This is a genomic window from Nocardia sp. NPDC050799, assembly GCF_040654015.1.
In the GTDB taxonomy this organism is placed as follows: domain Bacteria; phylum Actinomycetota; class Actinomycetes; order Mycobacteriales; family Mycobacteriaceae; genus Nocardia.
This window is the reverse complement of record NZ_JBFAHF010000009.1, coordinates 148,282-169,916: the sequence shown is the minus strand read 5'-3', so window position 1 is coordinate 169,916 and position 21,635 is coordinate 148,282. Positions and strand designations below refer to the sequence as shown.

General features: G+C 69.2%; 19 protein-coding genes. 11 read left to right on the top strand and 8 right to left on the bottom strand.

What is annotated here, in order from left to right; translation table 11 throughout:
- Positions 1-46: 46 nt before the first annotated feature.
- Entirely contained in the window at positions 47-670 is a 624-nt protein-coding gene (locus AB0H42_RS12175; protein WP_357053952.1) for an NUDIX hydrolase, read from the bottom strand.
- 229 nt (positions 671-899) lie between these two features.
- Between AB0H42_RS12175 and galT the strand changes: the two genes are divergently transcribed.
- On the top strand, positions 900-2,021 hold the full coding sequence (gene galT, locus AB0H42_RS12170; RefSeq protein WP_357053802.1) for a galactose-1-phosphate uridylyltransferase: 1,122 nt from the start codon (positions 900-902) through the stop codon (positions 2,019-2,021).
- 84 nt (positions 2,022-2,105) lie between these two features.
- On the opposite strand, the gene AB0H42_RS12165 is transcribed toward galT, so the two are convergent.
- Positions 2,106-2,984 carry a YdcF family protein gene (locus AB0H42_RS12165; protein ID WP_357053799.1) on the bottom strand — a complete coding sequence of 293 codons (879 nt, stop codon included), beginning with the start codon at positions 2,982-2,984 and terminating at the stop codon, positions 2,106-2,108.
- Between the two features lie 264 nt (positions 2,985-3,248).
- On the opposite strand from AB0H42_RS12165, the gene AB0H42_RS12160 reads away from it, so the two are divergent.
- The 3 genes from AB0H42_RS12160 (at position 3,249) to AB0H42_RS12150 (ending at position 5,913) form a co-directional block, all read left to right on the top strand.
- Positions 3,249-4,100 (top strand): bifunctional 5,10-methylenetetrahydrofolate dehydrogenase/5,10-methenyltetrahydrofolate cyclohydrolase, encoded by an 852-nt coding sequence (locus AB0H42_RS12160; protein WP_357053797.1) that lies wholly within the window; start codon positions 3,249-3,251, stop codon positions 4,098-4,100.
- A 129-nt stretch (positions 4,101-4,229) separates the two neighbouring features.
- A complete protein-coding gene (locus tag AB0H42_RS12155; RefSeq protein ID WP_357053794.1) occupies positions 4,230-4,712 on the top strand; it encodes a TrkA C-terminal domain-containing protein in 483 nt (160 codons plus the stop codon).
- Positions 4,713-4,722: 10 nt separating this feature from the next.
- Positions 4,723-5,913 (top strand): cation:proton antiporter, encoded by a 1,191-nt coding sequence (locus tag AB0H42_RS12150; RefSeq protein ID WP_357053791.1) that lies wholly within the window; start codon positions 4,723-4,725, stop codon positions 5,911-5,913.
- Positions 5,914-6,048: 135 nt separating this feature from the next.
- On the opposite strand, the gene AB0H42_RS12145 is transcribed toward AB0H42_RS12150, so the two are convergent.
- On the bottom strand, positions 6,049-6,399 hold the full coding sequence (locus tag AB0H42_RS12145; RefSeq protein ID WP_357053789.1) for a hypothetical protein: 351 nt from the start codon (positions 6,397-6,399) through the stop codon (positions 6,049-6,051).
- A 317-nt stretch (positions 6,400-6,716) separates the two neighbouring features.
- On the opposite strand from AB0H42_RS12145, the gene AB0H42_RS12140 reads away from it, so the two are divergent.
- From AB0H42_RS12140 to AB0H42_RS12130, 3 genes are all read left to right on the top strand, one after another.
- The gene (locus AB0H42_RS12140; protein ID WP_357053787.1) at positions 6,717-8,288 is read left to right on the top strand and encodes an AIM24 family protein; all 1,572 of its coding nucleotides are present in this window, start codon (positions 6,717-6,719) and stop codon (positions 8,286-8,288) included.
- Between the two features lie 40 nt (positions 8,289-8,328).
- Entirely contained in the window at positions 8,329-9,894 is a 1,566-nt protein-coding gene (locus tag AB0H42_RS12135) for an NAD(P)/FAD-dependent oxidoreductase (protein ID WP_357053785.1), read from the top strand.
- 131 nt (positions 9,895-10,025) lie between these two features.
- Positions 10,026-11,477 (top strand): three-helix bundle dimerization domain-containing protein, encoded by a 1,452-nt coding sequence (locus tag AB0H42_RS12130; protein WP_357053783.1) that lies wholly within the window; start codon positions 10,026-10,028, stop codon positions 11,475-11,477.
- A gap of 49 nt (positions 11,478-11,526) precedes the next feature.
- On the opposite strand, the gene AB0H42_RS12125 is transcribed toward AB0H42_RS12130, so the two are convergent.
- Complete coding sequence (locus tag AB0H42_RS12125) at positions 11,527-12,447, bottom strand: LLM class F420-dependent oxidoreductase (protein WP_357053780.1); 921 nt, start codon at positions 12,445-12,447, stop codon at positions 11,527-11,529.
- Positions 12,448-12,502: 55 nt separating this feature from the next.
- On the bottom strand, positions 12,503-12,721 hold the full coding sequence (locus tag AB0H42_RS12120; protein WP_357053777.1) for a hypothetical protein: 219 nt from the start codon (positions 12,719-12,721) through the stop codon (positions 12,503-12,505).
- A 323-nt stretch (positions 12,722-13,044) separates the two neighbouring features.
- Between AB0H42_RS12120 and AB0H42_RS12115 the strand changes: the two genes are divergently transcribed.
- A complete protein-coding gene (locus AB0H42_RS12115; RefSeq protein WP_357053949.1) occupies positions 13,045-15,129 on the top strand; it encodes an AMP-binding protein in 2,085 nt (694 codons plus the stop codon).
- A 222-nt stretch (positions 15,130-15,351) separates the two neighbouring features.
- Complete coding sequence (locus AB0H42_RS12110; protein WP_357053774.1) at positions 15,352-16,728, top strand: metallophosphoesterase; 1,377 nt, start codon at positions 15,352-15,354, stop codon at positions 16,726-16,728.
- 21 nt (positions 16,729-16,749) lie between these two features.
- Here the strand turns inward: AB0H42_RS12110 and AB0H42_RS12105 are convergent, their stop codons facing one another.
- On the bottom strand, positions 16,750-17,991 hold the full coding sequence (locus AB0H42_RS12105; protein WP_357053772.1) for a hypothetical protein: 1,242 nt from the start codon (positions 17,989-17,991) through the stop codon (positions 16,750-16,752).
- Between the two features lie 151 nt (positions 17,992-18,142).
- On the opposite strand from AB0H42_RS12105, the gene AB0H42_RS12100 reads away from it, so the two are divergent.
- A complete protein-coding gene (locus tag AB0H42_RS12100) occupies positions 18,143-18,919 on the top strand; it encodes a siderophore-interacting protein (RefSeq protein ID WP_357053769.1) in 777 nt (258 codons plus the stop codon).
- Positions 18,920-18,935: 16 nt separating this feature from the next.
- On the opposite strand, the gene AB0H42_RS12095 is transcribed toward AB0H42_RS12100, so the two are convergent.
- Complete coding sequence (locus AB0H42_RS12095) at positions 18,936-19,712, bottom strand: M50 family metallopeptidase (RefSeq protein WP_357053766.1); 777 nt, start codon at positions 19,710-19,712, stop codon at positions 18,936-18,938.
- A gap of 237 nt (positions 19,713-19,949) precedes the next feature.
- Here AB0H42_RS12095 and AB0H42_RS12090 point away from each other — a divergent pair, with 237 nt between their 5' ends.
- On the top strand, positions 19,950-20,414 hold the full coding sequence (locus tag AB0H42_RS12090; RefSeq protein ID WP_357053763.1) for a hypothetical protein: 465 nt from the start codon (positions 19,950-19,952) through the stop codon (positions 20,412-20,414).
- A gap of 3 nt (positions 20,415-20,417) precedes the next feature.
- Here the strand turns inward: AB0H42_RS12090 and AB0H42_RS12085 are convergent, their stop codons facing one another.
- Entirely contained in the window at positions 20,418-21,635 is a 1,218-nt protein-coding gene (locus tag AB0H42_RS12085) for a helix-turn-helix domain-containing protein (RefSeq protein ID WP_357053760.1), read from the bottom strand.

Sequence of the window (21,635 nt, the reverse complement as noted above, 5' to 3'; positions counted from 1 at the left end):
TCGTGCGCACCGGAAATACCGGTGCGTGCCCGAGTGTGGCGACCGGCTACCGGTCGGCGAAGGACCAGACGGCGGCCGGTCGGCCGGTGGCCTTGGTACGTCGGCGTTCGTCGGTCTTGTGCAGCCCCGGTATACCGGCGAGCGTGCGGTTCAGGTTCGCCGCATCAGGCCGGGCGCCCAGCAGGGAGGTCGTGAGGTCGACCGCACGGGTCGCCGGGAACTCGTCGCCGAGCAGGGCCCGGGTCAGCGACAGATCTTTGCAGAGTAGTCCCGACAGCAGGCCGCGCGCCGCGGCCACGATGCTGTCGTGATCGAAGGCGAGGGCCGGGGCGTCGTCGAACGACGCCCACTGGGCGGGGCCGTCGTGCGGTGCGGCCACCGCCCACATGACGATCGACAGCGTGGGGCCGCGGGGATCGCGAGTGGGCTCGTCGAAGGTGATCAGCTGACCGACCGGGCCGATGGCGCTGTCGGGTACGCCGAGTTTGGTGTGCACGGCCCGGCGCGCCGCCTCGGCGAGGCGTTCGCCGCGCCCCAGCAGGACACCGGGTAACGCGACGTGCCCGGTGAAGGGCTCGTGTGGGCGTGCCGCAATTCCGAAGGTGGCCGCGGCGTCGTCGGCCCAGAACCGCAACGCCACGACATCCACCGATACCGCCGATTGGTCCACAGCACCCATACTGCCGTATCCGTCGCGCGGCCCGATCCGCGAGGTATTGCCATTCTTGTATTAGAGAATGCTATTCTCTCGAGATTCGGGAAGTGAGTACGCGGATATGGGCGCACCCGGGCTGGATGGAAAAGTGAGCGAACCTCGGTCCACTGCGCCGCGCCACCGCCTCCGACCCGCCGATACCACGGACGGCCGGTCGGTGCGCGCGGCTCGTTATCGTGAACGGGTGCCCAGCCGCATCGTGAAGCGCACCGCGAAACTGGCCGACGGCCGGGATCTCATCTACTACGACGACGCCGATACCCGTCTCGGGCCCGAACGCCGTATCGACACCCGCCGGCTGGAACCCAGACCGCCGACCGCGGTGATGCGCCAGGACGTCCTCACCGGCGAATGGATCTCCATCGCCGCGGCCCGGCAGAGCCGGGTGGTGCTACCGCCGGCCGATCGTGACCCGCTCGCTCCGCAGACTCCGGGCAACCCGTCGGAGATACCCGATCAGTACGACGTCGCGGTATTCGAGAACCGATCCCCGTCCTTCGGCCCCGCGCCGGCGAACGCGCCGGCCGGGACCCCGCCGGTCCCGGCCGGACCCGACGATATGGCCGCCCTCGGGTTCGACCGGGAACGCGTGGCGGTCGGACGCTGCGAAGTCGTGTGCTTCAGCCCGGCGCCCGAGGGGTCCTTCGGCGATCTCACCCCTGGCCGGGCCCGCACGGTGATCGAGGCCTGGGCCGATCGCACCGCCGAACTGTCCGCGTTGCCCGGGGTCGGGCAGGTGTTCCCGTTCGAGAACCGCGGCGAAGCCATCGGCGTCACCCTGCCGCATCCCCACGGCCAGATCTACGCCTACCCCTATGTGACGCCGCGGACCGCCCGGGTACTCGAATCCGTGCGACGACTGGGGCCGGACCTGTTCCAGCGCATCCTGGACGGTGAACGCGCGGGCGGACGCGTCGTCCTGGCCGGGGAGCGGTGGACGGCCTTCGTTCCGTTCGCGGCCCGGTGGCCGATCGAGGTACATCTGCTCCCGCATCGGCAGATCCCGGACTTCGCGGCCACCGACGAGGCGGAACGCGACGAACTCGCCACCCTGTACCTGCGCCTGTTACGCGGGATCGACGCCCTCTACGACGATCCGACCCCCTATATCGCCGCGTGGCATCAGGCGCCCGTCCACACCGGCCGCGATACCGTCCGCCTGCATCTCCAGCTGACCTCGATCCGGCGCGGTGCGGACAAGATCAAATACCTGGCCGGTTCCGAATCGGCGATGGGCGCGTTCATCGCCGATATCCCGCCCGATGCGGCCGCCGCCCGGATCCGGGCGGCCGTGGCGTCGGTCTGATTGCTCAGGTCCCGGCCGGACCAGGCGGGTAGCAGGAGACCGCCCCTCGGCTCGCCGAACCGAGGGGCGGTGCTGATGCGACCGTCAGCGGCTGGTGCTGAGCTGGAACGTGCGCGTCGCGTCGAGGTAGATGCTGTACTGAGCCTGTTTGCCGGGCGGGGGGAGCTGGGAGACCAGCTGGTTCAACGAGGTGGTAGCGCCCACCACCGGAATTCCGGCGACGTACAGATCGGCGACCGCGCGCCGGATATGGTTCGGTGAGGTCACCGCCACCGCGGTCCGGGCGCCCAGACTGTGCAGAATATCGGCACTGAACAGCGCGTTCTGGACCGTCGAACCGGCTCGGTTCTCCACATGGATCCGTTCGGCCGGAATACCCCGGTGGATCAGCCAGCCGGCCATGGCCTGGGCCTCGGTGATCCCGTTGCTCGGATTGTTGCCGCTGACGACGATCGGCGAGAACGGCGAGACGATGGCCTGCAGCCAGGCGGCCTGTAGGCGTTCGACGAGTTCGGGGCGCGGCGTACCGTCGGGGAGCAGCCCGAAACCGAAGACCACGATCCCGGTCTGCGGCCCGACCAGGGCCGGAAGTGGGTTCGGGAGGGTGGCGATACCCGCACCGACCGCGTGCAGGACGCCGTCGGTGCCGGCGGCCATCGCGCTGTCGACGGCGCGCAGGCGGCCCATCGCATCGTGGAGGGCCGGGATATCGCCCGCGTAATGGGACCAGATCGCCTGCAGGGAGAGCGCCTCGGCATCGGTGGGATCCCGCCCGATCAAATCGTGCAGCGCGGCCCGGCCGGCGACGGAATCGCCGTCGGTGAAATGGCGCTGAGCGGAGTTGTACAGGGCGTCTGTTTCAGGGCTGGCCTGGGCCGGCGCGCCGGTGAACCCGGCGAGCGCGATACTCGTCGCGGCGGCCGCGGCCGCCACCAGGTACTGCAAACCTCTTCGACTGTGCACTACGGTGACACCTTTCCACGGGTGGAGCGGGGTTCTCGCAGATGATTCGTTCGATGAAATCCGGGTGCGGTATGTGGCAACCCACCATAGGTCCGGTGTCGGCCGGAACCCGGTATTTGCGGCTGTCCGATCCGGGACATGTCCCGTGAAACCCCTGGCTACAGCTCTGTGGGGCGTATCGGTGCCAACGGCACTCTAATATCCGGCCGCATGCGGGACTGCGGGTGGGGTCCCATCGGCCCCCAACCGATAGGGTGAACATCCGTGGATACCGCATCGCTGACCGGGAAAGACCTCGCTGCCGCCATCAACGCCGATACCACCGCGCGGGCGCAGGCGCTGACCGAGCAGGTGGGCCGGGCCCCGCGGCTGGCGCTGGTCGTCGCCAACTCCGATCCGGCCAGTGCCTGGTACGTGAACTCGCTGAAGAAGTCGGCCGCCAACCGCGGAATCGATTGCGCCACCGTGGATCTCGGTGCGGACGCCTCCCTCGACGCCCTGCGTACCGAACTCGCCGTACGTAGCGCCGACCCCGAGACCGACGCCATCATGCTGCAGACGCCGCTGCCGGCCGGCGTGACGCTCGACGAGGTGTCCCCGGCGATCGTGGCCACCAAGGATGTCGACGGGGTGAGCCCGCTGTCGCTCGGACTGCTCACCGCCGGATCGGCCGGGTTCGCGCCCGCCACCGCCGAAGCGGTGGTGGAGTTGCTGAAACATCACGGCATCGAACTGGCCGGTCGGCACGTGGCCGTCGTGGGACGGTCGAACGTCGTCGGCAAACCGCTGGCACAGCTGCTGCTGGCGGAGAACGCGACGGTCACGATCTGCCATTCCCGCACCGCGAACCTGCCCCAGGTGACCGCGGCCGCCGATGTGGTCGTCGCCGCCGCGGGCCGGATCGGGCTGGTGAACGGCGCGAATGTGCGGGAGGGGGCTGTGGTGATCGATGTCGGCACCAACGAGGCCGCCGACGGGAAGATCGTGGGCGATGTCGACGCGGAGTCGGTCCGGGGTATCGCGGGCGGGCTGAGCCCGGTGCCGGGCGGGGTGGGCCCGGTGACGACCGCGCTGCTCATGCGCCATGTCGTGCTCGCCGCCGAACGGGCGCGGTGATCCGCGCCGCGGACTGCCGCCGCCGACGCTGCCCGGGCTGTCGTGGAGGTTCGGGGCCGGGCCCGACGGGGTAGGGCTACTGTGTGTGCGGCTATCGGTCCGCACTCGCAGTCGAGTTAAGGTGACATCGTGAACGTCGAAGTGACACCCTTGCCGGGAATAGGCGTCCGCAAGGATTTTCCGCTTACCGCTGTACGCCGGCGGATCGGGGTCGTCGATCACAAGGACGGGACGATCGATCTGATCTTCACCAGGATCGGCGATCCCGACGCCACCACGCAGATTCCGATGACCGAGGCCGAGGCGGGCACCCTGGCCAACCTGCTGGGCGCCCCCCAGCTGGTGGGCCAGCTGCGTAACGAGCACCGGGACATGGACGGCGTGAACACCCGGCAGTTGCCGGTCAGTGAGAACTCGCCCTACGACGGGCGGACCCTGGGTGAGACCCGGATGCGGAGCCGGACCAAGGCCTCCATCGTGGCGGTGATGCGGGCCGGGCAGGCGATGCCGGCCCCGGGGCCGGACTTCGTGTTCACCGGTGGTGACGTGCTGATCGTGGTGGGCACCTCGGAGGGGCTGGACAGCGCCGCGGATATTCTGAAAGACGGCTGAACCTGTAGCGATGAATGCGACCACGCTGGCGATGATCCAGCTGGGGGCGGTGTTCTTCGGGCTCGGAGTGCTCGGACGCATCGCAGCCCGGATCGGCATGTCCCCCATTCCGTTGTATCTGGTGGGTGGATTGGTGTTCGGGGAAGGAGGTTTCTTCGGACTGCACGAGGCCGACGAGTTCATCCATCTCGCCAGCGAGATCGGCGTGGTCCTGCTGCTGTTGCTGCTGGGCCTGGAATACAGTGCGGCCGAATTGTTCACCGGGATGCGAAGATCCTGGATGGCCGGCCTGCTGGACCTGGTTCTCAACACCACACCCGGTGTGGTGGTCGCATTGCTCCTGGGGCTGGGTCCCACCGGGGCACTGGCGATGGCCGGTGTCACCTATATCTCGTCGTCCGGGATCATCGCGAAGGTACTGAACGATCTCGGCCGGCTCGGTAACCGGGAAACCCCGGTGATCCTGTCGATCCTGGTCTTCGAGGACCTCGCGATGGCCGCCTATCTACCGGTGCTGACCGCGGTCCTGGCCGGCCTCGGATTCGTGGCGGGCCTGCAATCGCTGGGCATCGCACTGCTCGCGGTGACCGTCGTGCTCGTGGTCGCGTTCCGCTACGGCAAATACGTTTCCGCGGTGGTGGCCAGCGACGATCGCGAGATCTTCCTGCTCAAACTGCTCGGTGCGGCGCTGCTCGTGGCCGGGGTGGCCTCCGCGCTGCAGGTGTCGGCGGCGGTCGGGGCGTTCCTGTTGGGGATCGCGATCTCCGACACCACCGCGCACAACGCGACCAAGATCCTCGAACCGCTGCGGGATCTGTTCGCCGCCATGTTCTTCGTACTCTTCGGCCTGACCACCGATCCGCGCAGTATTCCGCCGGTGCTGGGGTGGGCGGTGCTGCTCGCGGTGATCACCACGGTCACCAAGATCGCCACCGGCTGGTGGGCCGCCGCGCACGCCGGCTCCTCGCGGCTGGGCCGCGCCCGCGCCGGTGCGGCACTGGTGGCGCGCGGCGAATTCTCCATCGTCATCGCCGGCCTGGCGGTGGCCGCGGGTGCGGTACCCGACGAGTTCGCCGCTCTCGCTACGACTTACGTGCTGCTGATGGCCTCGGTCGGCCCGATCGTGGCGCGCGTGGTGGAACCGGTGCTGCGGATCGTCACCCGGCAGCCGAAACCGGAACCCGATACCGCCGACGAGTAGGCCCGGAGATCGGATAAGAGCGGTGTCGCCGCCGTCGACCAGGTATCCGGCCCCGCCGGAGACGGGGCAGATGAACAGAAATCCGCCGATCGGCCTCGCGGCGAGGAGGTCGATCGGCGGATCGGTGGGCCGCCCTCAGGCTGCGGCGGCGTGGCGGAGGGAACCTATCGCGGTGCCGACATTGTCCACGTCGACGACCAGGCGGGTGTAATCGTGGCCCCGCAGGTCGATGCGGACGGCGTTGCCGCCGAAGAGGGTGTCCCAGTATTCTTTCCGGCCCTTGCCGCGGAAGGTGCCCGCGGCGATCGCGCCGGGGAAGAACACGCCGGGGGCGCGAACCCAGGGGGGCCGGCGGTCGATTTCGGCCGGTTCGACGGCCACGATATTGGTGAGGTCGAAGGTGATGTGGTCGCACAGCGACAGCACTCGGTGTGCGCCGCGGACGTGAACAGTGACGGTGGTGCCGGTGATCTCGAAGTCCACCATGGGTTCCTCCCTGATGCCGAGTTCCGCTCGTCCGATTCCAGGATGCCGCCGTGGCCTGGCCGTTGGCTGTGCTGCGGCTGTGAAAGTTCTCAGGTTCGCCGGCGGTCACCGGAGACATCGTCGTCGGGCGCGGTGGCGTTTCGGCGCAGGTGGCGTGCCCGCGGGCGGCGTGTCGAATACTGCGGTGGCGCGGCGCGGGCGCTATCGGTCAGACTCGTCGGTGTGGATCAGAAGTCATACGGGTGGGCGGCCGGGGGCCGGGCCACCCGGGAGACCGGGGAGTACCCGGTCCGGTACGTATCGGGTCGGGGTACGAGGTGACCGCGCTCGCTCCGGGGGAGAACCGGCCCGCGCCGGGTGACCGGTTGACGGTTACGGTGACCTGTTCCGCGCCGGTGGACGTTTCGGCGCTGCTGCTCGCCGCGAATGGAAAGGTCAGGTCCGATGGCGATTTCGTTTTCTTCAACCAGCCGGCCGGGCCGGGGGTGACCTACCGGCACGGGCAGGGCGCCGGCGATGTCGTCGATGTGCAGACCCCGGGCCTGCCCGGCGATATCGAGAGGGTCGTGGTCACCGCGAGCCTGGACGGCAGCGGGCCGCCCACGTTCGGTTCGGTGGGGTCGCTCACCGCGACGGTGACCGGGCAGCAGGGCACGCTCACCTTCGCGGTGTCGAAACTGAGCACCGAGACGGCGGTGGTCTGCGTGGAGATCTATCGCCGGGCAGGCGCATGGAAGGTACGCGCGGTCGGACAGGGATACGACAACGGCCTGGCGGGCATCGCCACCGATTTCGGGGTGAACGTCGACGACGAGCCGGTTCCGCCGGCGCCGGCCCCGCCCGTACCGCCCGCCTCCCGTACCGATCCCACTATGGTCGCCAATCCTGCGGCAGCGCAACCATATCCGGCTCCGCAATCTCAGGCGCCGCAGCATCAGGCACCCTCGTATCAGGCGCCGCAGTACCCGCAGCACCCCGGCCCGCCGCCGGTGCCGCCGCCCGGGTACCCCGCCGCGCCGCCGGTTGCCGGATATCCGCCGGCGCCCGGTTATCCGCCGCAGCAGCCGTATCCACCCGGGCCGGCCCATCCGGCGCCGCCCGTCCCCGCGCACCAGCCCCCCGCATATTCTTCCCAGCAAGGAGCTCAGCCGATGCACAGCGAGCTGTTCGACCCGCGTCATGCCGAAGTGTCCGGGATGGGCATCCAGAAGCAGGGCAGCAAGATGATCAAGGTCGGCGTGAACGGCGAAACGCTGGTCCGCTCCGGATCCATGGTCGCCTACCAGGGGGATCTGCATTTCCAGGCGCTCGGTTCCGGCGGGATCGGCCGGGCGATCCAGCAGCGGCTCACCGGCGAGGGCGTGCCGCTGATGAAGGTGTCCGGGCGCGGTGATCTGTTCGTCGCCAACGGGGCGGCCGATGTGCACATCATCGATCTGGACGGCACCGACGGGCTCACCATCAACGGGTCCAATGTGCTCGCCTTCGATCCCGGCCTGGGTTACGACATCCGGATGGTGCAGGGCGCGGCCGGGTTCGCCAGTAACGCCGGCCTGTTCAACTGCGTGTTCACCGGCCGTGGCCGGATCGCCATCACCAGTCACGGCGGCCCGGTCGTACTCAATGTCGATCAGCCCACCTATGCCGATCCGCAGGCGGCCATCGCCTGGTCCTCGAGCCTGCAGACGAGCGTGAAACGCAACGACTCCTTCGGGCTGGGCCGGCTTATCGGCCGCAGCACCGGGGAAGGCATCACCCTGTCGTTCTCCGGCCGGGGTTTCGTGATCGTGCAGCCCTCGGAGCTGCCGCCCGGCGGCATGCTCGGCGGGACCGGTGGCGGACAGGAGGCCGGGCAGAGCGGCGGCCTGCTGGGCGGTCTGCTCGGTTAGCCTCACCGCCGCCGCGGCGCCGGTGTGGTATCGACGTCCTATGGTGATGCGGTCCCGGTACGACGTAGTGATCGTGGGCGGCGGGCACAACGGCCTCGTCGCGGCGGCGTATCTGGCCCGCGCGGGACAATCGGTGCTGGTGTTGGAGCAGGCGGCGGCGACCGGCGGCGCGGCCGTCTCGGCGCGGGTGTTCGACGGAGTCGATGTCCGGTTGTCCCGGTATTCGTACCTGGTCGGTTTGCTGCCGGACCGGATCGTCGGCGATCTGGGCCTGCGGTTCCGGACGCGCAAGCGGCGGATCTCCTCCTATACGCCGGCCGGATCGTCGGGTCTGCTGGTCGACAACCGGTCACCGGCGGCCACCCGGGACAGTTTCGTGCGGGTCACCGGATCGGAGCGTGAGTTCACGGCATGGCAGCGGTTCTACGCGATGACAGGGGAGGTGGCACGGGCGGTTTTCCCGACACTCACCGAACCGCTGCCGACCGCCGACCGGCTGCGGCGGCGGGTGGGCGGCCGGGTGTGGGCGGAACTGTTCGAGCGACCCCTCGGCGAGACGATCGAGGAGTATTTCGCCGACGATGTGGTGCGCGGGGTGGTGTTCACCGATGCTCTCATCGGCACGTTCACCCACGCGCACGATCCGTCGCTGGCCCAGAACCGCTGTTTCCTCTATCACGTGATCGGCGGCGGTACCGGCGACTGGGATGTGCCGGTGGGCGGTATGGGTGCGTTGACCGACGCGCTGGCCGACGCGGCCCGGGCCGCGGAGGCGGAACTGGTGACCGGTACGGAGGTGACCGCAGTGTCGACCGACGGGCGCACCGCGGCGGTGGATTTCGCCGGGGCGGTGACCGGGACCGTGGCGGCCCGGTTTGTGCTCGTCAACGCCTCGCCTGCCGAGGCGGCCCGGCTCCTGGGCGAATCCGCCGACGGGAAACCCGAAGGCGCCCAGCTGAAGATCAATATGGTGCTGGACCGGCTGCCGCGACTCCGTGACCCCGCGGTGACCGCGCGCGACGCGTTCGCCGGGACGTTCCATATCGCCGAAACCTATGAACAGCTGGCGCAGGCATACCGGGAGGCGGCGGCCGGCCGGCTGCCGGCGATCCCGCCCGCGGAGATCTACTGTCACACCCTGACCGATCCCGGTATCGCGGCCGGTTCGACGCGGCACACCCTCACACTTTTCGGGTTGCACACTCCGGCAAGGCTGTTCGAATCCGACCCGGAAGCCGCAAAACAGGCCGCGGTCACCGCGAGCCTCGACGCGCTCGACAGCGTACTGGCCGAATCCGTCCGGGAGTGCCTGGCCCGCGATGCGCACGGTGCGCCGTGTCTGGAGGCCGCCACACCGGTGGATCTGGAACGTGCGCTGCGACTGCCCGGCGGGCACATCTTCCACGGTGATCTGTCGTTCCCCTACCGGACCGGGCCCGGGGACACGCCCGCGCAACGCTGGGGCGTGGAGACCGGCCACGCGAATGTATTGCGCTGCGGAGCGGGTGCGGTGCGTGGGGGCGGGGTGAGCGGAATCGGCGGGCACAATGCGGCCATGGCCGTCCTCGAGGAAACCGCCGCCCAGCGGCCGGGAAATGCCGGGTGAATTCTGGTCGGAGAATCGGCGGTCACGCTCACTGGTGGGAGTATCCGAATACTTTGTGGCGGTAGCGTTGTCGGCTGTGGATCGGCCCCGCGGGTCGTTTCGATTCCATGTCCGGCGCCGAGGAGATATACGTGGCACTCGATACCGTCCCAAAGAGCAGGGTCTCCGAGGACAAAGTGGCTCGTGAGCAGAAAGCGATACGCGAACTCGCGGGCCGGTTGTCCGCCGCCTATTCCGAGGATCGCTCACCCGACGAGGTGGACATCGCGATCCGGACGGCGCACGAACGGTTCGCCGCGAGTGCGGTGCGCGACTTCGTTCCCATTCTGGTGGAGCGGGTGGTGCGCCGGGAGTTCGAATCCGCCGAGGAGGCCGGTGCCGCCACGGCGGTCACCACCTCCGGCGTCGCGCCCGTTTCGGTGCACAAGGGCGCACCGGCCACCGCGACCGAACCGGCCGATACCGAACGCCCGCTGCGGACCGACCGCCGCGGGCTGTTCGCGCTGGCGGGCGCCGCGGGTGTGGCGGCGGTGGGCGTTACGGCATGGGCGGTGTCGCGACCCGATTCGGCTCCCGCCCCGGTGGCGCCGGTCGCGGGAGCGCCGTTGAGGAAGGTCACCGGGGTGGTCGGTTCGGAGAAGGCCGCCTTCTTCGCCGACGAGCGGGTCGCCGGAGTGTTCGCCGCGCACGGCTACGACGTGCGGGTCGAGGCGGCCGGGTCGAGGGAGATCTCCACCTCGGTGGATCTGGACGGCCGGGCGTTCGCGTTCCCGTCCAGTCTTCCCGCGGCCGAGCGGCTCAAACGCGAGGTAGGGGTGAGCACCCAGTTCGTACCGTTCTATTCGCCGATGGCGATCGCCACGTTCACCCCCATCGTGCAGCTGCTGGACGCGGCCGGAGTGGTGAAGTTCGACGGTCCGGCGCCCAGCCTGGATTTCTCCGCCTATATCGAGCTCGTGCAGCGCGGTGTGCAGTGGGACGAACTGGCCGGCAACACCGCCTACCGGGTGGGGAAAAACATCCTGGTCAGCACCACCGACGCCCGGACCTCGAATTCGGCGGCCATGTACCTCGCGGTGGCCAGCTATGTCGTCAACGATCACGCGGTGGTGCGCGGCGCCACCGCCGAACAGCATGTGCTGCCCACCCTGCAGCGCCTGTTTCTCGCACAGGGCTACACCGAGGGCTCCAGCGCGGGGCCGTTCGAGGAGTACCTGACCGCGGGGATGGGGCCGACCCCGATGACCTGGATCTACGAGGCACAGTACGTGGCGGCCGCGGTCGAGGGACGCTTGCGGCCCGATTCGGTGTTGCTGTACCCGTCGCCCACTGTGCTGTCCCGGCACACCGTCGTCCCCCTCACCCCGGAGGGCGAGGAGATCGGCGCGCTGCTGCACAACGACGCCGAGTTGCAGTCGCTGGCCGCCGAGCACGGTTTCCGGACCGGGGATGTCGCCCGCTTCGACGAAGTGGTCACCGAACATGACGTACCGGTGTCCCCGGATCTGGTCGATATCGTGGATGTCCCCGCCTACGAGACCCTCGAGCATCTGATCGACGGGGTGGCCGCCGCGTACCGGTGAATCGGCGTCCGGGCGGACGGAGCCCGCGGTCCCGTCCGCCCCTCGGGGTTCACAACTGTGTGGCGACTTCGTCGGCGATGAGCGCGAGATGGTCCAGATCGGTCAGGTCCAGGATCTGCAGGTAGATCCGCTGGGTGCCGATCTCGCGGTAACGCCCGATCTTGTCGACCACTTCCGCGGGGGAGCCGGCCAATCCGTTGGCCCGGAGTTCGTCGACCTCGCGGCCGATCGCGGCGGCGCGGCGCGCGATGTCCGCCTCACCGGATCCCACGCAGGCGACCAGCGCATTGGAGTACACCATGCTGTCGGCCGCCCGGCCCGCCGCGGCGACCGCGGCGCGCACCCGGTCGAACTGGGCGGCGCTGTCGTCCACCGAGACGAACGGGGCATTGAACTCGGTCGCGTACCGCGCGGCGAGCCGCGGGGTACGTTTCGGCCCCTGGCCGCCGACGATCACCGGTACCGGCTGCTGCACCGGCTTCGGCAGGGCGGGCGATTTCACCAGCTCGTAGTACTTGCCGGTGAAATCGAAGGTGTCACCGAGCCGGGTCTCCCAGAGCCCGGTGATCACGGCCAGCTGTTCTTCGAAGCGGCCGAATTTATCGGCCGGGAAAGGTATCCCGTACGCGGTGTGCTCGTCGGCGAACCAGCCGGTGCCGAGTCCGAGTTCCACCCGGCCGCCCGACATCTGATCGACCTGGGCCACCTGGATCGCCAGCGGGCCCGGCAGCCGGAAGGTGGCGGCGGTGACCAGTGTGCCGAGGCGGATCCGGCTGGTCTCCCGGGCCAGGCCGGCCAGCGTGAGCCAGGCATCGGTGGGGCCGGGCAGGCCGTCGACCGAGCCCATGTGCAGATAGTGGTCGGAACGGAAGAATGCCCCGAAGCCGAGGTCCTCGGCGGCGCGGGCCACGCTCAGTAGTGTCGGGTAGTCGGCGCCCTGCTGTGGTTCGGTGAAGATTCGCAGTTCCATAGACCTCATCGTGCCGCACCGGTCCGGCGGCGGCCGCGGGCGGCTTGCCGGTGGGTCAGGCGGCCGGGCCGGTCATCCGCGTGGGCGATACCCGATCGGACCAGCCGCAGGGCAGTGAGCAGCTGGCGATGACGAGGGCTTCGATCTCGCCGTTATCGAATACGCGCCGGGTGGATTCGGCGCGGGCCGGATATCCGCAGGATGCGCATTTGCCGAAATAATCTAGTATCTCGTCGATTTGGGTGATGGCCACCCGGCGTCGGGTCTGGTGCATCGTGGTCCTCCGGATCGCAAACGAGTGGTATGCGGCCGAATGTAGTTCGCGCTCAACAGCTGTACGGGCGGAGTGAGCTGTCGCTGGGAGTTCTCACACCGGGGCGAGCGGCGGGCTTGGACAAGCTCCAACGGCCATTTCGGCACCTGTGGTGAACGCCGGGCAAACGGCTTCGTGACCTGTCACAGACCGTTGCTACTCGCTGGTAACAACTGCGGCGCCGAGCTATTGTGAGAGACATTACAGATGGGTTACCCCGCCGGCCCAGTTGATCGTTGCGGGCCGACGAGAAGAAGCGGGAGTTGGTTACCGACGTCATCGATATGGTCGCGGAGATCCCCGCAGCGCGTGCCGCTGTCTGGGAGCTGCTCCTCGACCCGCAGACCTATCCGCGGGTGTTCACCGGTATCGGTGCCTGCTCCAGGCTGGACCTGCCCGGGGCGGAGCCGGTATTCGAATTCCGGCTCGGTACGCCGGAGGCCGGTATCCGGGTGCTGCGCGTGCGCGTGGTCACCGGCCGCTGGTACGAGAGCCTGGAACTACACGCGCCGGAGATCGGTAGTTTCGCGGCGTTGCGTATGTACGGAGAAGGCGACCGCAGCACCGTATCGATCACTTTCTTCGCGCCGGGGCGGGTGCATCGGCACCTCACCGAGCTGTCGAATTCGGCGATCCAGGACTGGACCGCCAAGGGTCTGCGCCGGATCGCCGATATCCTGCGCGGTGCGCGGACGTCCACGGTGGTCAACGGGGAAGGCTCGCTGGTCCGCCGCCAGCTCGAGGTGCTGCGTCAGGTCACCGTCAGCGGTGTGGTGCGGACCCGGCCCAACGCGGTGATGAAACAGCTGCTGTCATTGAACAAATGGGGTTTCAACCTGGCGGGGGGTTATGCGGCCGGCGCCGCCTACGCTCCGGCCCGGCTCGCCGTGGTCGACGATCAGGGGTCCCGGACGTTCGCCGAGATGGACCGGCGCAGCACCGCCCTGGCCGGTGCGATGGCGGCCGTGGGACTCGGCGCGGGTGACGCGATCGGGCTGCTGTCCCGCAATCACGCCGGCATGGTCGAAACCATGGTGGCCGCAGGAAAACTCGGGGTGGACGTCGCACTGCTCAATGCGGGCCTGTCTGCGCGCACCATCGAACAGATCGTGCAGCGGCACCGGCTCTCGGCCCTGTTCGTCGACGGCGACCTCGAACCACTGGTGCAATATCTGCACGACGACCTGCCCCGGTTCAATACCGACCTGCGGCCGCCGTTCCCCGGCCGGTACACCCTCGAGGATCTGATCGAGAGGGGGGAGACGGAGTTTCGTCGGCCCGCCCATCCCGGCCGGTTGATCGTACTCACCTCGGGTACCAGCGGAATACCGAAGGGCGCGCGCCGGCCGCATCCCAAGGGATTCGGCACCATCGCCGCGCTGCTGTCGCGAATCCCGATGGAGATGGAATCGACGATGCTGATCCCGGCACCGCTGTTCCACACCTGGGGGCTGGCCGGGTTGCAGCTCAGTACCGCGCTGCGGTGCACGGTGGTGCTGCCGGAACGTTTCGATGCCGAGGACTGCCTGCGCGCGGTCGCCGAACACCGGGTGACCACCGTGATCGTGGTGCCCACCATGGTGAATCGAATCCTCGATCTGCCCCCGGCGGTGCGGGACCGCTACGACACGTCCAGTCTGCGCCAGGTGATCAGTTGCGGGGCGCCGCTGGCCGGCGCGACGGTGCTGCGATTCATGGACGCCTATGGCGATATTCTCTACAACGTCTACGGATCCACCGAGGTCTCGTGGGCGACCATCGCCACCCCCGCCGATCTGCGCTTCGCGCCCACCACCGCCGGGCAGCCGCCGCTGGGCACCCGCGTATCGGTGCTCGGACCCGACCACAAACCGGTGCCGGTCGGCGCCACCGGGCATATCTTCGTCGGCAACCACATGCTGTTCGACGGCTACGTCAACTCCGCGCCCCCCGACGAGGCGCACGGCATGCTCGACACCGGTGACCTCGGATACTTCGACGTCAACGGCCGGTTGTTCATCGCCGGCCGGGACGACGAGATGATCATCTCCGGGGGCGAGAACGTCTTCCCGCGGCCGGTGGAGGAGGCCCTGGCGCATCTGCCCCAGGTCAGCGAAGTTGCCGTGGTGGGCGTCCCGGACCCCGAATTCGGCCAGCGACTCGCGGCATTCGTGGTGAAACATGAAGGGGCAGGATTGGATTCGGATATGGTGCGCACCTATATCCGGCATCGGCTGAGCCGGTTCTCGGTGCCCCGGGACGTCACGTTCATGTCGGCGCTGCCGCGCGGGGAAACGGGGAAGATTTTGAAATGGCTGCTCGCCGGGCGACAGGACGGGGAACTCCCACCGTCCGGTCTGGGCGGGCTGGGGGTCACCGGGTCGGTGTGACGGCGGCCGCGGGCGGTGTCCGCGCCGCGGCGCGAATGCCGGTGTGATGCTGAGCCACCCGATGATCACGGCAACATGGAGTTATCCATGGTTGCCGGATGGGTCGCGCGGAGGTGCGCGCCGCCGCCGGGCGGGGTAACGGGTGCGGGGGCCACGGTGGGCCGGGCGGCGAGGGGTAGATTCATCAGCCGCACAATCAATCGGTCGGGAGAGGCATCCTCCGTGGTAGTAGTTTCCGTGCTCACCGGACTGGCTGTGGCGTGGTTCATCGCCGGCCTGCACTGGTACCTGTGGCGGCGGCTCGTTCGCGACACCACGCGGGACAAATCTCGCTGGCGGATACCCGGCGGTATCGTCCTCGGGGCGGGCGCGATAGCGATGTGTGGCGCCTTCGCCGTGATGTTCGCGAAGGTGGACCGGGCCGACTGGCGCTGGCTGACCTGGCCCGGATTCCTGTGGGCCGCATTGTTCCTCTACCTGCTGCTCGGCGTCCTGGCCGGAGAGGTCGTCCGGCCGCTGCTGCTGCGGGGCCTGGTCCGGCGTGACGCCGACACCGCCGCACCGGCCGGCGGGGGCGAAACCTCCACCGCGGCGGACGCGGCGCCCGCAGCCGTCGAATCCGGCGTGACACCGCAGCCGGTCGGCGCTGCGGTGGGAGAATCGCCCGGTACGAGCACCCCCCGGCCGGTACGCCCCGGCCCGGCGGCCCCCACCGGGACGGACCCCGGCGCCGCGGTATCCGGCGAGGCGCCGCCACCGGTATCGCGCCCGCTGTCGCGACGACTACTGGTCTCCCGGCTGGCCGCCGGGGCCACCGTGATCGCGGCCGGCGCGATCGTGGGGACCGGTACCTACGGGGTCCTGAACGGGCCGGTGGTCCGGCGGGTCACCGTACCGCTGGCGAAACTGCCCGCACAGGCCCATGGACTGCGGATCGCCCTGGTCAGCGATCTGCACTTGGGCCCGGCGCTGGGCCGCGCGTTCTGCGAACGGGTGGTGCGCACGGTGAACGGCACCCGTCCCGACCTCATCGCGGTCGTCGGCGATCTCGCCGACGGCACAGTAGACGATCTGCGAGCCGAAACCGACCCGCTGGCCGGTCTCACCGCGCCCCTGGGCGTCTACTACGTACCGGGCAACCACGAATACTTCGCCGACGCCGACGCGTGGCTTGCCCGGGCCGGTGAACTGGGGATGAAGGTGCTCCTCAACGATCGGGTGTCGCTGCCGGACTTCGATCTCGCCGGGGTCGACGATCCGAGGGGGACCGCCATCGGCCGGGGACCCGATTTCGCGGCGGCTCTCGACGGCCGGGACACCGGCCGGGCCTGTGTGCTGCTGGCCCACCAGCCGGTCGTGGTCCACGAATCGGTGGCCTACGGGGTCGACCTGCAATTGTCCGGGCACACCCACGGCGGACAGCTGTGGCCGGGCAATCTGATCGCGCGTCTGCCCAACCCGACCGTGGCGGGGCTGGAGCTGCACGGGGCGACCGCGTTGTATGTGACCCGCGGCGCCGGCGCCTGGGGTCCGCCGGTGCGGGTGGCGGCCCCGTCGGATATCACGGTGCTCGAGCTGGCCTCGCTCCAGGGAGTCTGAACCGGCAGTGCAGCGGCGGGGTCAGAGTCGGGTGAGCAGATTCTGCAGCCGTTCTATCCGGGGTGTCTGCACCGGAGTGAACTCGGGGGGATGGTGGATCTCGACGCTGAGACGGTCGTCGAAGGTGGTGATGATGCTGGTACCGCCTCCGGCCTGCGGGGGGCGGCGTCCGGTCGGATCGGGTTTGGCGATCATGGTGGTGCGGAAGTCGTGGATCCGGAGCGTGGGCACCGACAGCCGGGGTAATCGGCCCCAATTCGTGGTCATCACCGTGTCGAACGGGTTGGCGGGGGGCGCGGCCAGGGTGTCGGGGAGCTGGAGAGGGGTCTGCTGGATGTAGCCGGAGGTGAGGTCGGTGCGCAAGGCGTGGAAAACTCCGTGTGCCAGGGCCGGGAGGGTGGCCTCGGTACCGGGACCGGGCCGGTAACCGGCGAAGCCCAGCACATTCGTTCCCTCGGCCGGGCCGATGGGAGGCCGGACCCGGCGGCGCAGATCCACCGAATACGAACACTGCAGTTCGCCGACCGGCAGCTGCCGGGCCTCGGATTCGGTGAGCAGCAGGGCGGCCGCCACCAGGCTGTGCACCGTCACCCCCGCCCGGTGCCCATACGTGACGAGCGCGCCGGTCTGCTCCCGGCTCAGCCGGCAGCGAGTGGTCCGCAAGGGCGGGTAGGGGTGTTCGTTCGCGTTCAGCGCATCCGCCGAGGGCAGCGGCGGTGCGGCCCGCGGCGGCTCGGTACCGCCCGGGACGGGCCGGCGTACGACTCCCCGGCCGGCGAGCAGGTCCTCCACCGGCATCGGTTGTCTGGTGGGCGGGAGCGCGGGTGCCCGTCCGGCCGCGGCGGCCACGTAGCAGTGCCACAGCTGCTCGAGCAGGTGCAGGGCATGGGTGGCGTCGGCAATGCTGTGATGCACCAGCAGCGTGACGCTCGCGGTATCTCCCGAGCGCACCACGTGCAGTGTGCCCAGTGCTCGTCGCTGATCCGGTTCGGCGCCGGTGAGCAGCTGTTCGGGGTCACCGTCGGCGACGGTCAGCACGATCTCGGGCGGACCGGAAGTGACCAGGGTGTGTCCGACCGGCTCGGTGGGCGCGAGCTGGGCTCCGAGGATGGGATTGGCCGTGACCAGCACTTCGAAGGCGGCGGCCAGCGCGCTGAGGTCGACCCGCCCGGACATTCGGGCGCAGTATCCGACGAAGACCTCGCTGAATGCGAAGATCTGTTCGCTGGGCGCCAGCGGGCGGATGACGGTTGCCGCGGTCATGATTGGTGCCTTCGTCCGGAAGTTTGTGTGAGGTTAACCCAAAAGCGGTTCCTTGCCGGATATTTCGGTCAGTACGAGACGGACGCTACACAACCCGCCCGACCCGGCTGGTACGTTCGCTTAGGTAAGCCTAATTAATGAAGGAGGCCGGATGGCCAGAAAGCGCACGACCATGACCGTCGCCCGGACGGAGTGGCTCGGCCCCCATATCGTGCGGGTGTATCTGGGTGATCCCGGATTCGACGATTTCGACGCGAGCGAGTACACCGACGCGTACGTGAAACTGCTGTTCGACCGGCCCGACGGCGAAGTGATGCGCACGTACACGGTCCGTTCGGTGGACACCGCGGCCCGCGAGATCGCCATCGACTTCGTGGTGCACGGCGACGAGGGGATCGCGGGCCCGTGGGCCGCCGCGGTACAGCCCGGCGAGCGGGTCACGTTCTTCGGGCCCGGCGGGGCCTATGCGCCGCGCGCGGACGCCGACTGGCATCTGCTCGCCGGTGACGAGGCGGCCCTGCCCGCCATCTCCGCCGCCGTCGAGGCACTGCCCGAGGGGGCGCCCGCGAAGGTGTTCATCGAGATCGCCGACCCGGCCGACGAGATCACCCTGACCACCAAGGCGCTGGTGGACGTCACCTGGGTGCACCGCGGCGGCGGCGCGCACGAGGTCGGCGACGATCGCGCCGGCGACAACGCACCCCTGATCGGCGCGGTCCGTGCGGCACCGTGGTTGCCGGGCCGGGCACAGGTTTTCATCCACGGGGAGGCGCAGGCCGTGATGCACAACCTGCGCTCCTACATCCGTAAGGAACGCGGTGTCTCCGCGGAGTTCGCCTCCATTTCCGGATACTGGCGCCGGGGCCGGACCGAGGAGAGCTTCCGGGTCTGGAAGAAGGAACTCGCCGAGGCCGAGAGCCCCGGCTGAGCGCGGCCCGGCGGGATCAGTTCGCCGGGCAGTCCGCGCCGTTGGGGACCGGCAGGCAGATCCCCGCGGTCGCCGACAGCAGCAGGCCCGCCCCGGCCACGAGTGCGCCGAGGGCGACGACCAGGAAGACGGCGACCCAGAGCACGCCCGGCAGCCGGGTGAGCCGGGCCAGCTGATCGGCGTCGGTGGTGCCGTCGCGCATCCGGGAGCGGGTGCGCTGCAGTTCCAGTACCGGGCGGCTGCCGGCCAGCAACAGCAGCCAGGTCGCGAGGTAGGCGAATCCGGCCTGCAGCGCATCGGAACCGAACCACGACACCGCGAAAACCAGTGCGCCGGTACTCACCACGGAGATGACGCCGTACACGTTCCGGATCATCACGAGCATCACGGCCAGCGCGGCGATCGCGGTCCACAGCATGAGGGTGATGCGCCCGGCGCCCAGGAGCGCGGCGAATCCCAGTCCCACCAGGGGAGGGGCCGGGTAGCCGGCCAGCGCGGTCAGGATCATGCCGAGCCCGTAGGGTTTTCCGCTGGACACCGTGAGTCCCGACGTGTCCGAATGCAGGGTGATGGCATTGAGCCGGCGTCCGCTCAGCAGCGCCACCAGCGCGTGTCCGCCCTCGTGCGCGATGGTGACCACGTTGCGGGTGATCCGCCACAGCGGGCCGTAGGCCACCAGTACCAGCGCCGCCACGGCGGTGGCGAGTACCAGCCACGACGGCGGTGCCGCCTGGGTCGTCGTGAGCCGTTCCACGATGGAACTGCTGCGGTCTATCAGATCACCGGTATCCACCGCCGCACCTTAACCGGGGAGCGCGGCGGGGCGCGCGTCGTGGGCCGGACCCGGCGGCCGGACGGCGCCGGTGGGCGACGGCACGAAACCGAAGTATCTGTTGATGGGACGTCTCACTATCTTTGCCGACCCGAATTCCGAGGTGGACCGAAGTCAGGGCGATGTGTCGGCCGGAGAAGGGTGGGTAACTATACGTTTGTCCATATCGGTTGCCGGTCGCTGGTGGAGGGAGCACGTATGTGCACGGGTGAGCAGTACGACCGTGAGCCGGAGGAGGCCGGGCAGACGTTCGAGGTGCCGGAGCCGGCGGAGCTGATGCGGATCTGGTCGGCCGACAGCGCCCGCCCGGCGGCGCGCGAACGGCCGGGGTCGGATTTCGGGACGGTATTCCGGGTGGGGCTGGGCATGGCGCTGGCACTGCTCGACGATTCGGATCCGTCCGGACGTCAGGTCCTGGCCCGGCTCGAGGTGGCCGCCGCGCGCTGGGCGCGCGAGGAGGTGCCGCTCGAGATCATTCAGCATGCCCTGCACGAAGGGGTGAAAAGTGGTTTGGGCCTGCGTAGTTCGGCGGCGCGCCGGCCTCTGGACGCCGCGGCCGGGAGTGTGGACGGATGTTTCGTCGTCGATGTGCTCGATACGCTCACCGCGGCGGTGTCGCGCGCCTATGTGGCGCAGGTACGCAATGGTCGGGAGCGGGGGTAGGGGTCAGTTCGCCCGGTAGCTGCGGGCGACCAGCGCGGACCGCAAATACCACAGGCCCGACGGCTGCGTGGGATCGAAGCCGGTCAGCTGGGCGACCCGTTTGAGTCGATAGTCGATCGTGTTGGTGTGGATATGCATGAGACGCGCGGTGCGCTGCCGGTTCAGATTGTTGCTGATATGGCGCTGCAGGGTCTCCAGCAGTTCCGGATGATCATCGAGCGGATCCAGGAGCGACCCCAGGTACTCGCGGCCGGGGCCGGGCCGGGTCAGCTGGTATTCCAGCGCCATATCGTCGAACCGGTACAGTCCGGGAACACAGTCGAGCCGCTGGACCATATCCAGCAGTTCGTGCGCCTGATCCGCCGCCGAGGGCACCTCCGCGGTGGGGGCCTCCACCACCGCGGCGCTGACCGGCACCTGGGCCGCCCGCGACAGCTGCGCGACCAGTTCGTCGAGCTGCTCACCGGTCAAGATGTCGGCGGGCAGCAGCACCGTGCCTCCGTCGACGCTCAGCAGCGACAGCGCCGAATCCTCGCAGCGGGTCGCCAGTTCGGCCTGGACCCGGCGCAGTTTGCGCCGCGCCACCACCTTGCCGTCGAGCGCCGGGATCGCTTCGTCCGGATGGGCCGGAATGGCCATCGCCAGCACGGTGTAGGCGGGGGCGATCTCGATCCCGCATTCGCGGGCCATGGTGGAGGTGCTGTGCCCACCCAGCAGCGCGGAGGTCAGGGTGTGCACGGCGGTGTGGTGCTCGCTCACCACCGACCGCAGTTCGCGGACGTAGGCCATGGAGATACAGACGGTCATCGTGTCCAGCATTTCGACGACCAGCTTGGCCCCGTCGACCAGCGCCGAATAGTCGGTGACGGTCGCATTGGACACCACCAGGTCCAGGCCGAGCCGGAAACCCTCGTGCACGGCGTGGTGGATGGTGTCGATCGGGACGCCTTCGCGCGCCCAGCCGGCGGCGGCGTTCTCCAGCCGGCGGGTCTTCTCCGGAATGTCCTTACCGTCGAGCATGCTGACGGCGAGTTCGAGGCAGGTCCGGGTGATGGTGGTGACATCGCCGTGGATCGCATCGCCCGGCAGCGTGCCGCAGGGGACCACGTTCTCCACGAAATGGCCCACCATATGGCGGGACAGTTTGCGCACGTCCTGTAGTGGCGCGGACATGGGCTGGCCGGATAGCGTCAGCTTGGTTCTGGTCGTGTCGACGGTCAT

Excerpts from the sequence above, each read along its gene's own strand:
- AB0H42_RS12100 (WP_357053769.1), top strand. The coding sequence starts at position 18,143 with ATGGCCAGAAAGCGCACGACCATGACCGTCGCCCGGACGGAGTGGCTC.
- AB0H42_RS12150 (WP_357053791.1), top strand. The coding sequence starts at position 4,723 with ATGAATGCGACCACGCTGGCGATGATCCAGCTGGGGGCGGTGTTCTTC.
- AB0H42_RS12105 (WP_357053772.1), bottom strand. The coding sequence starts at position 17,991 with ATGACCGCGGCAACCGTCATCCGCCCGCTGGCGCCCAGCGAACAGATC.
- AB0H42_RS12120 (WP_357053777.1), bottom strand. The coding sequence starts at position 12,721 with ATGCACCAGACCCGACGCCGGGTGGCCATCACCCAAATCGACGAGATA.
- AB0H42_RS12125 (WP_357053780.1), bottom strand. The coding sequence starts at position 12,447 with ATGGAACTGCGAATCTTCACCGAACCACAGCAGGGCGCCGACTACCCG.
- AB0H42_RS12085 (WP_357053760.1), bottom strand. The coding sequence starts at position 21,635 with ATGACCGTCGACACGACCAGAACCAAGCTGACGCTATCCGGCCAGCCC.
- AB0H42_RS12115 (WP_357053949.1), top strand. The coding sequence starts at position 13,045 with ATGGTCGCGGAGATCCCCGCAGCGCGTGCCGCTGTCTGGGAGCTGCTC.
- AB0H42_RS12145 (WP_357053789.1), bottom strand. The coding sequence starts at position 6,399 with ATGGTGGACTTCGAGATCACCGGCACCACCGTCACTGTTCACGTCCGC.
- AB0H42_RS12135 (WP_357053785.1), top strand. The coding sequence starts at position 8,329 with ATGGTGATGCGGTCCCGGTACGACGTAGTGATCGTGGGCGGCGGGCAC.
- AB0H42_RS12090 (WP_357053763.1), top strand. The coding sequence starts at position 19,950 with ATGTGCACGGGTGAGCAGTACGACCGTGAGCCGGAGGAGGCCGGGCAG.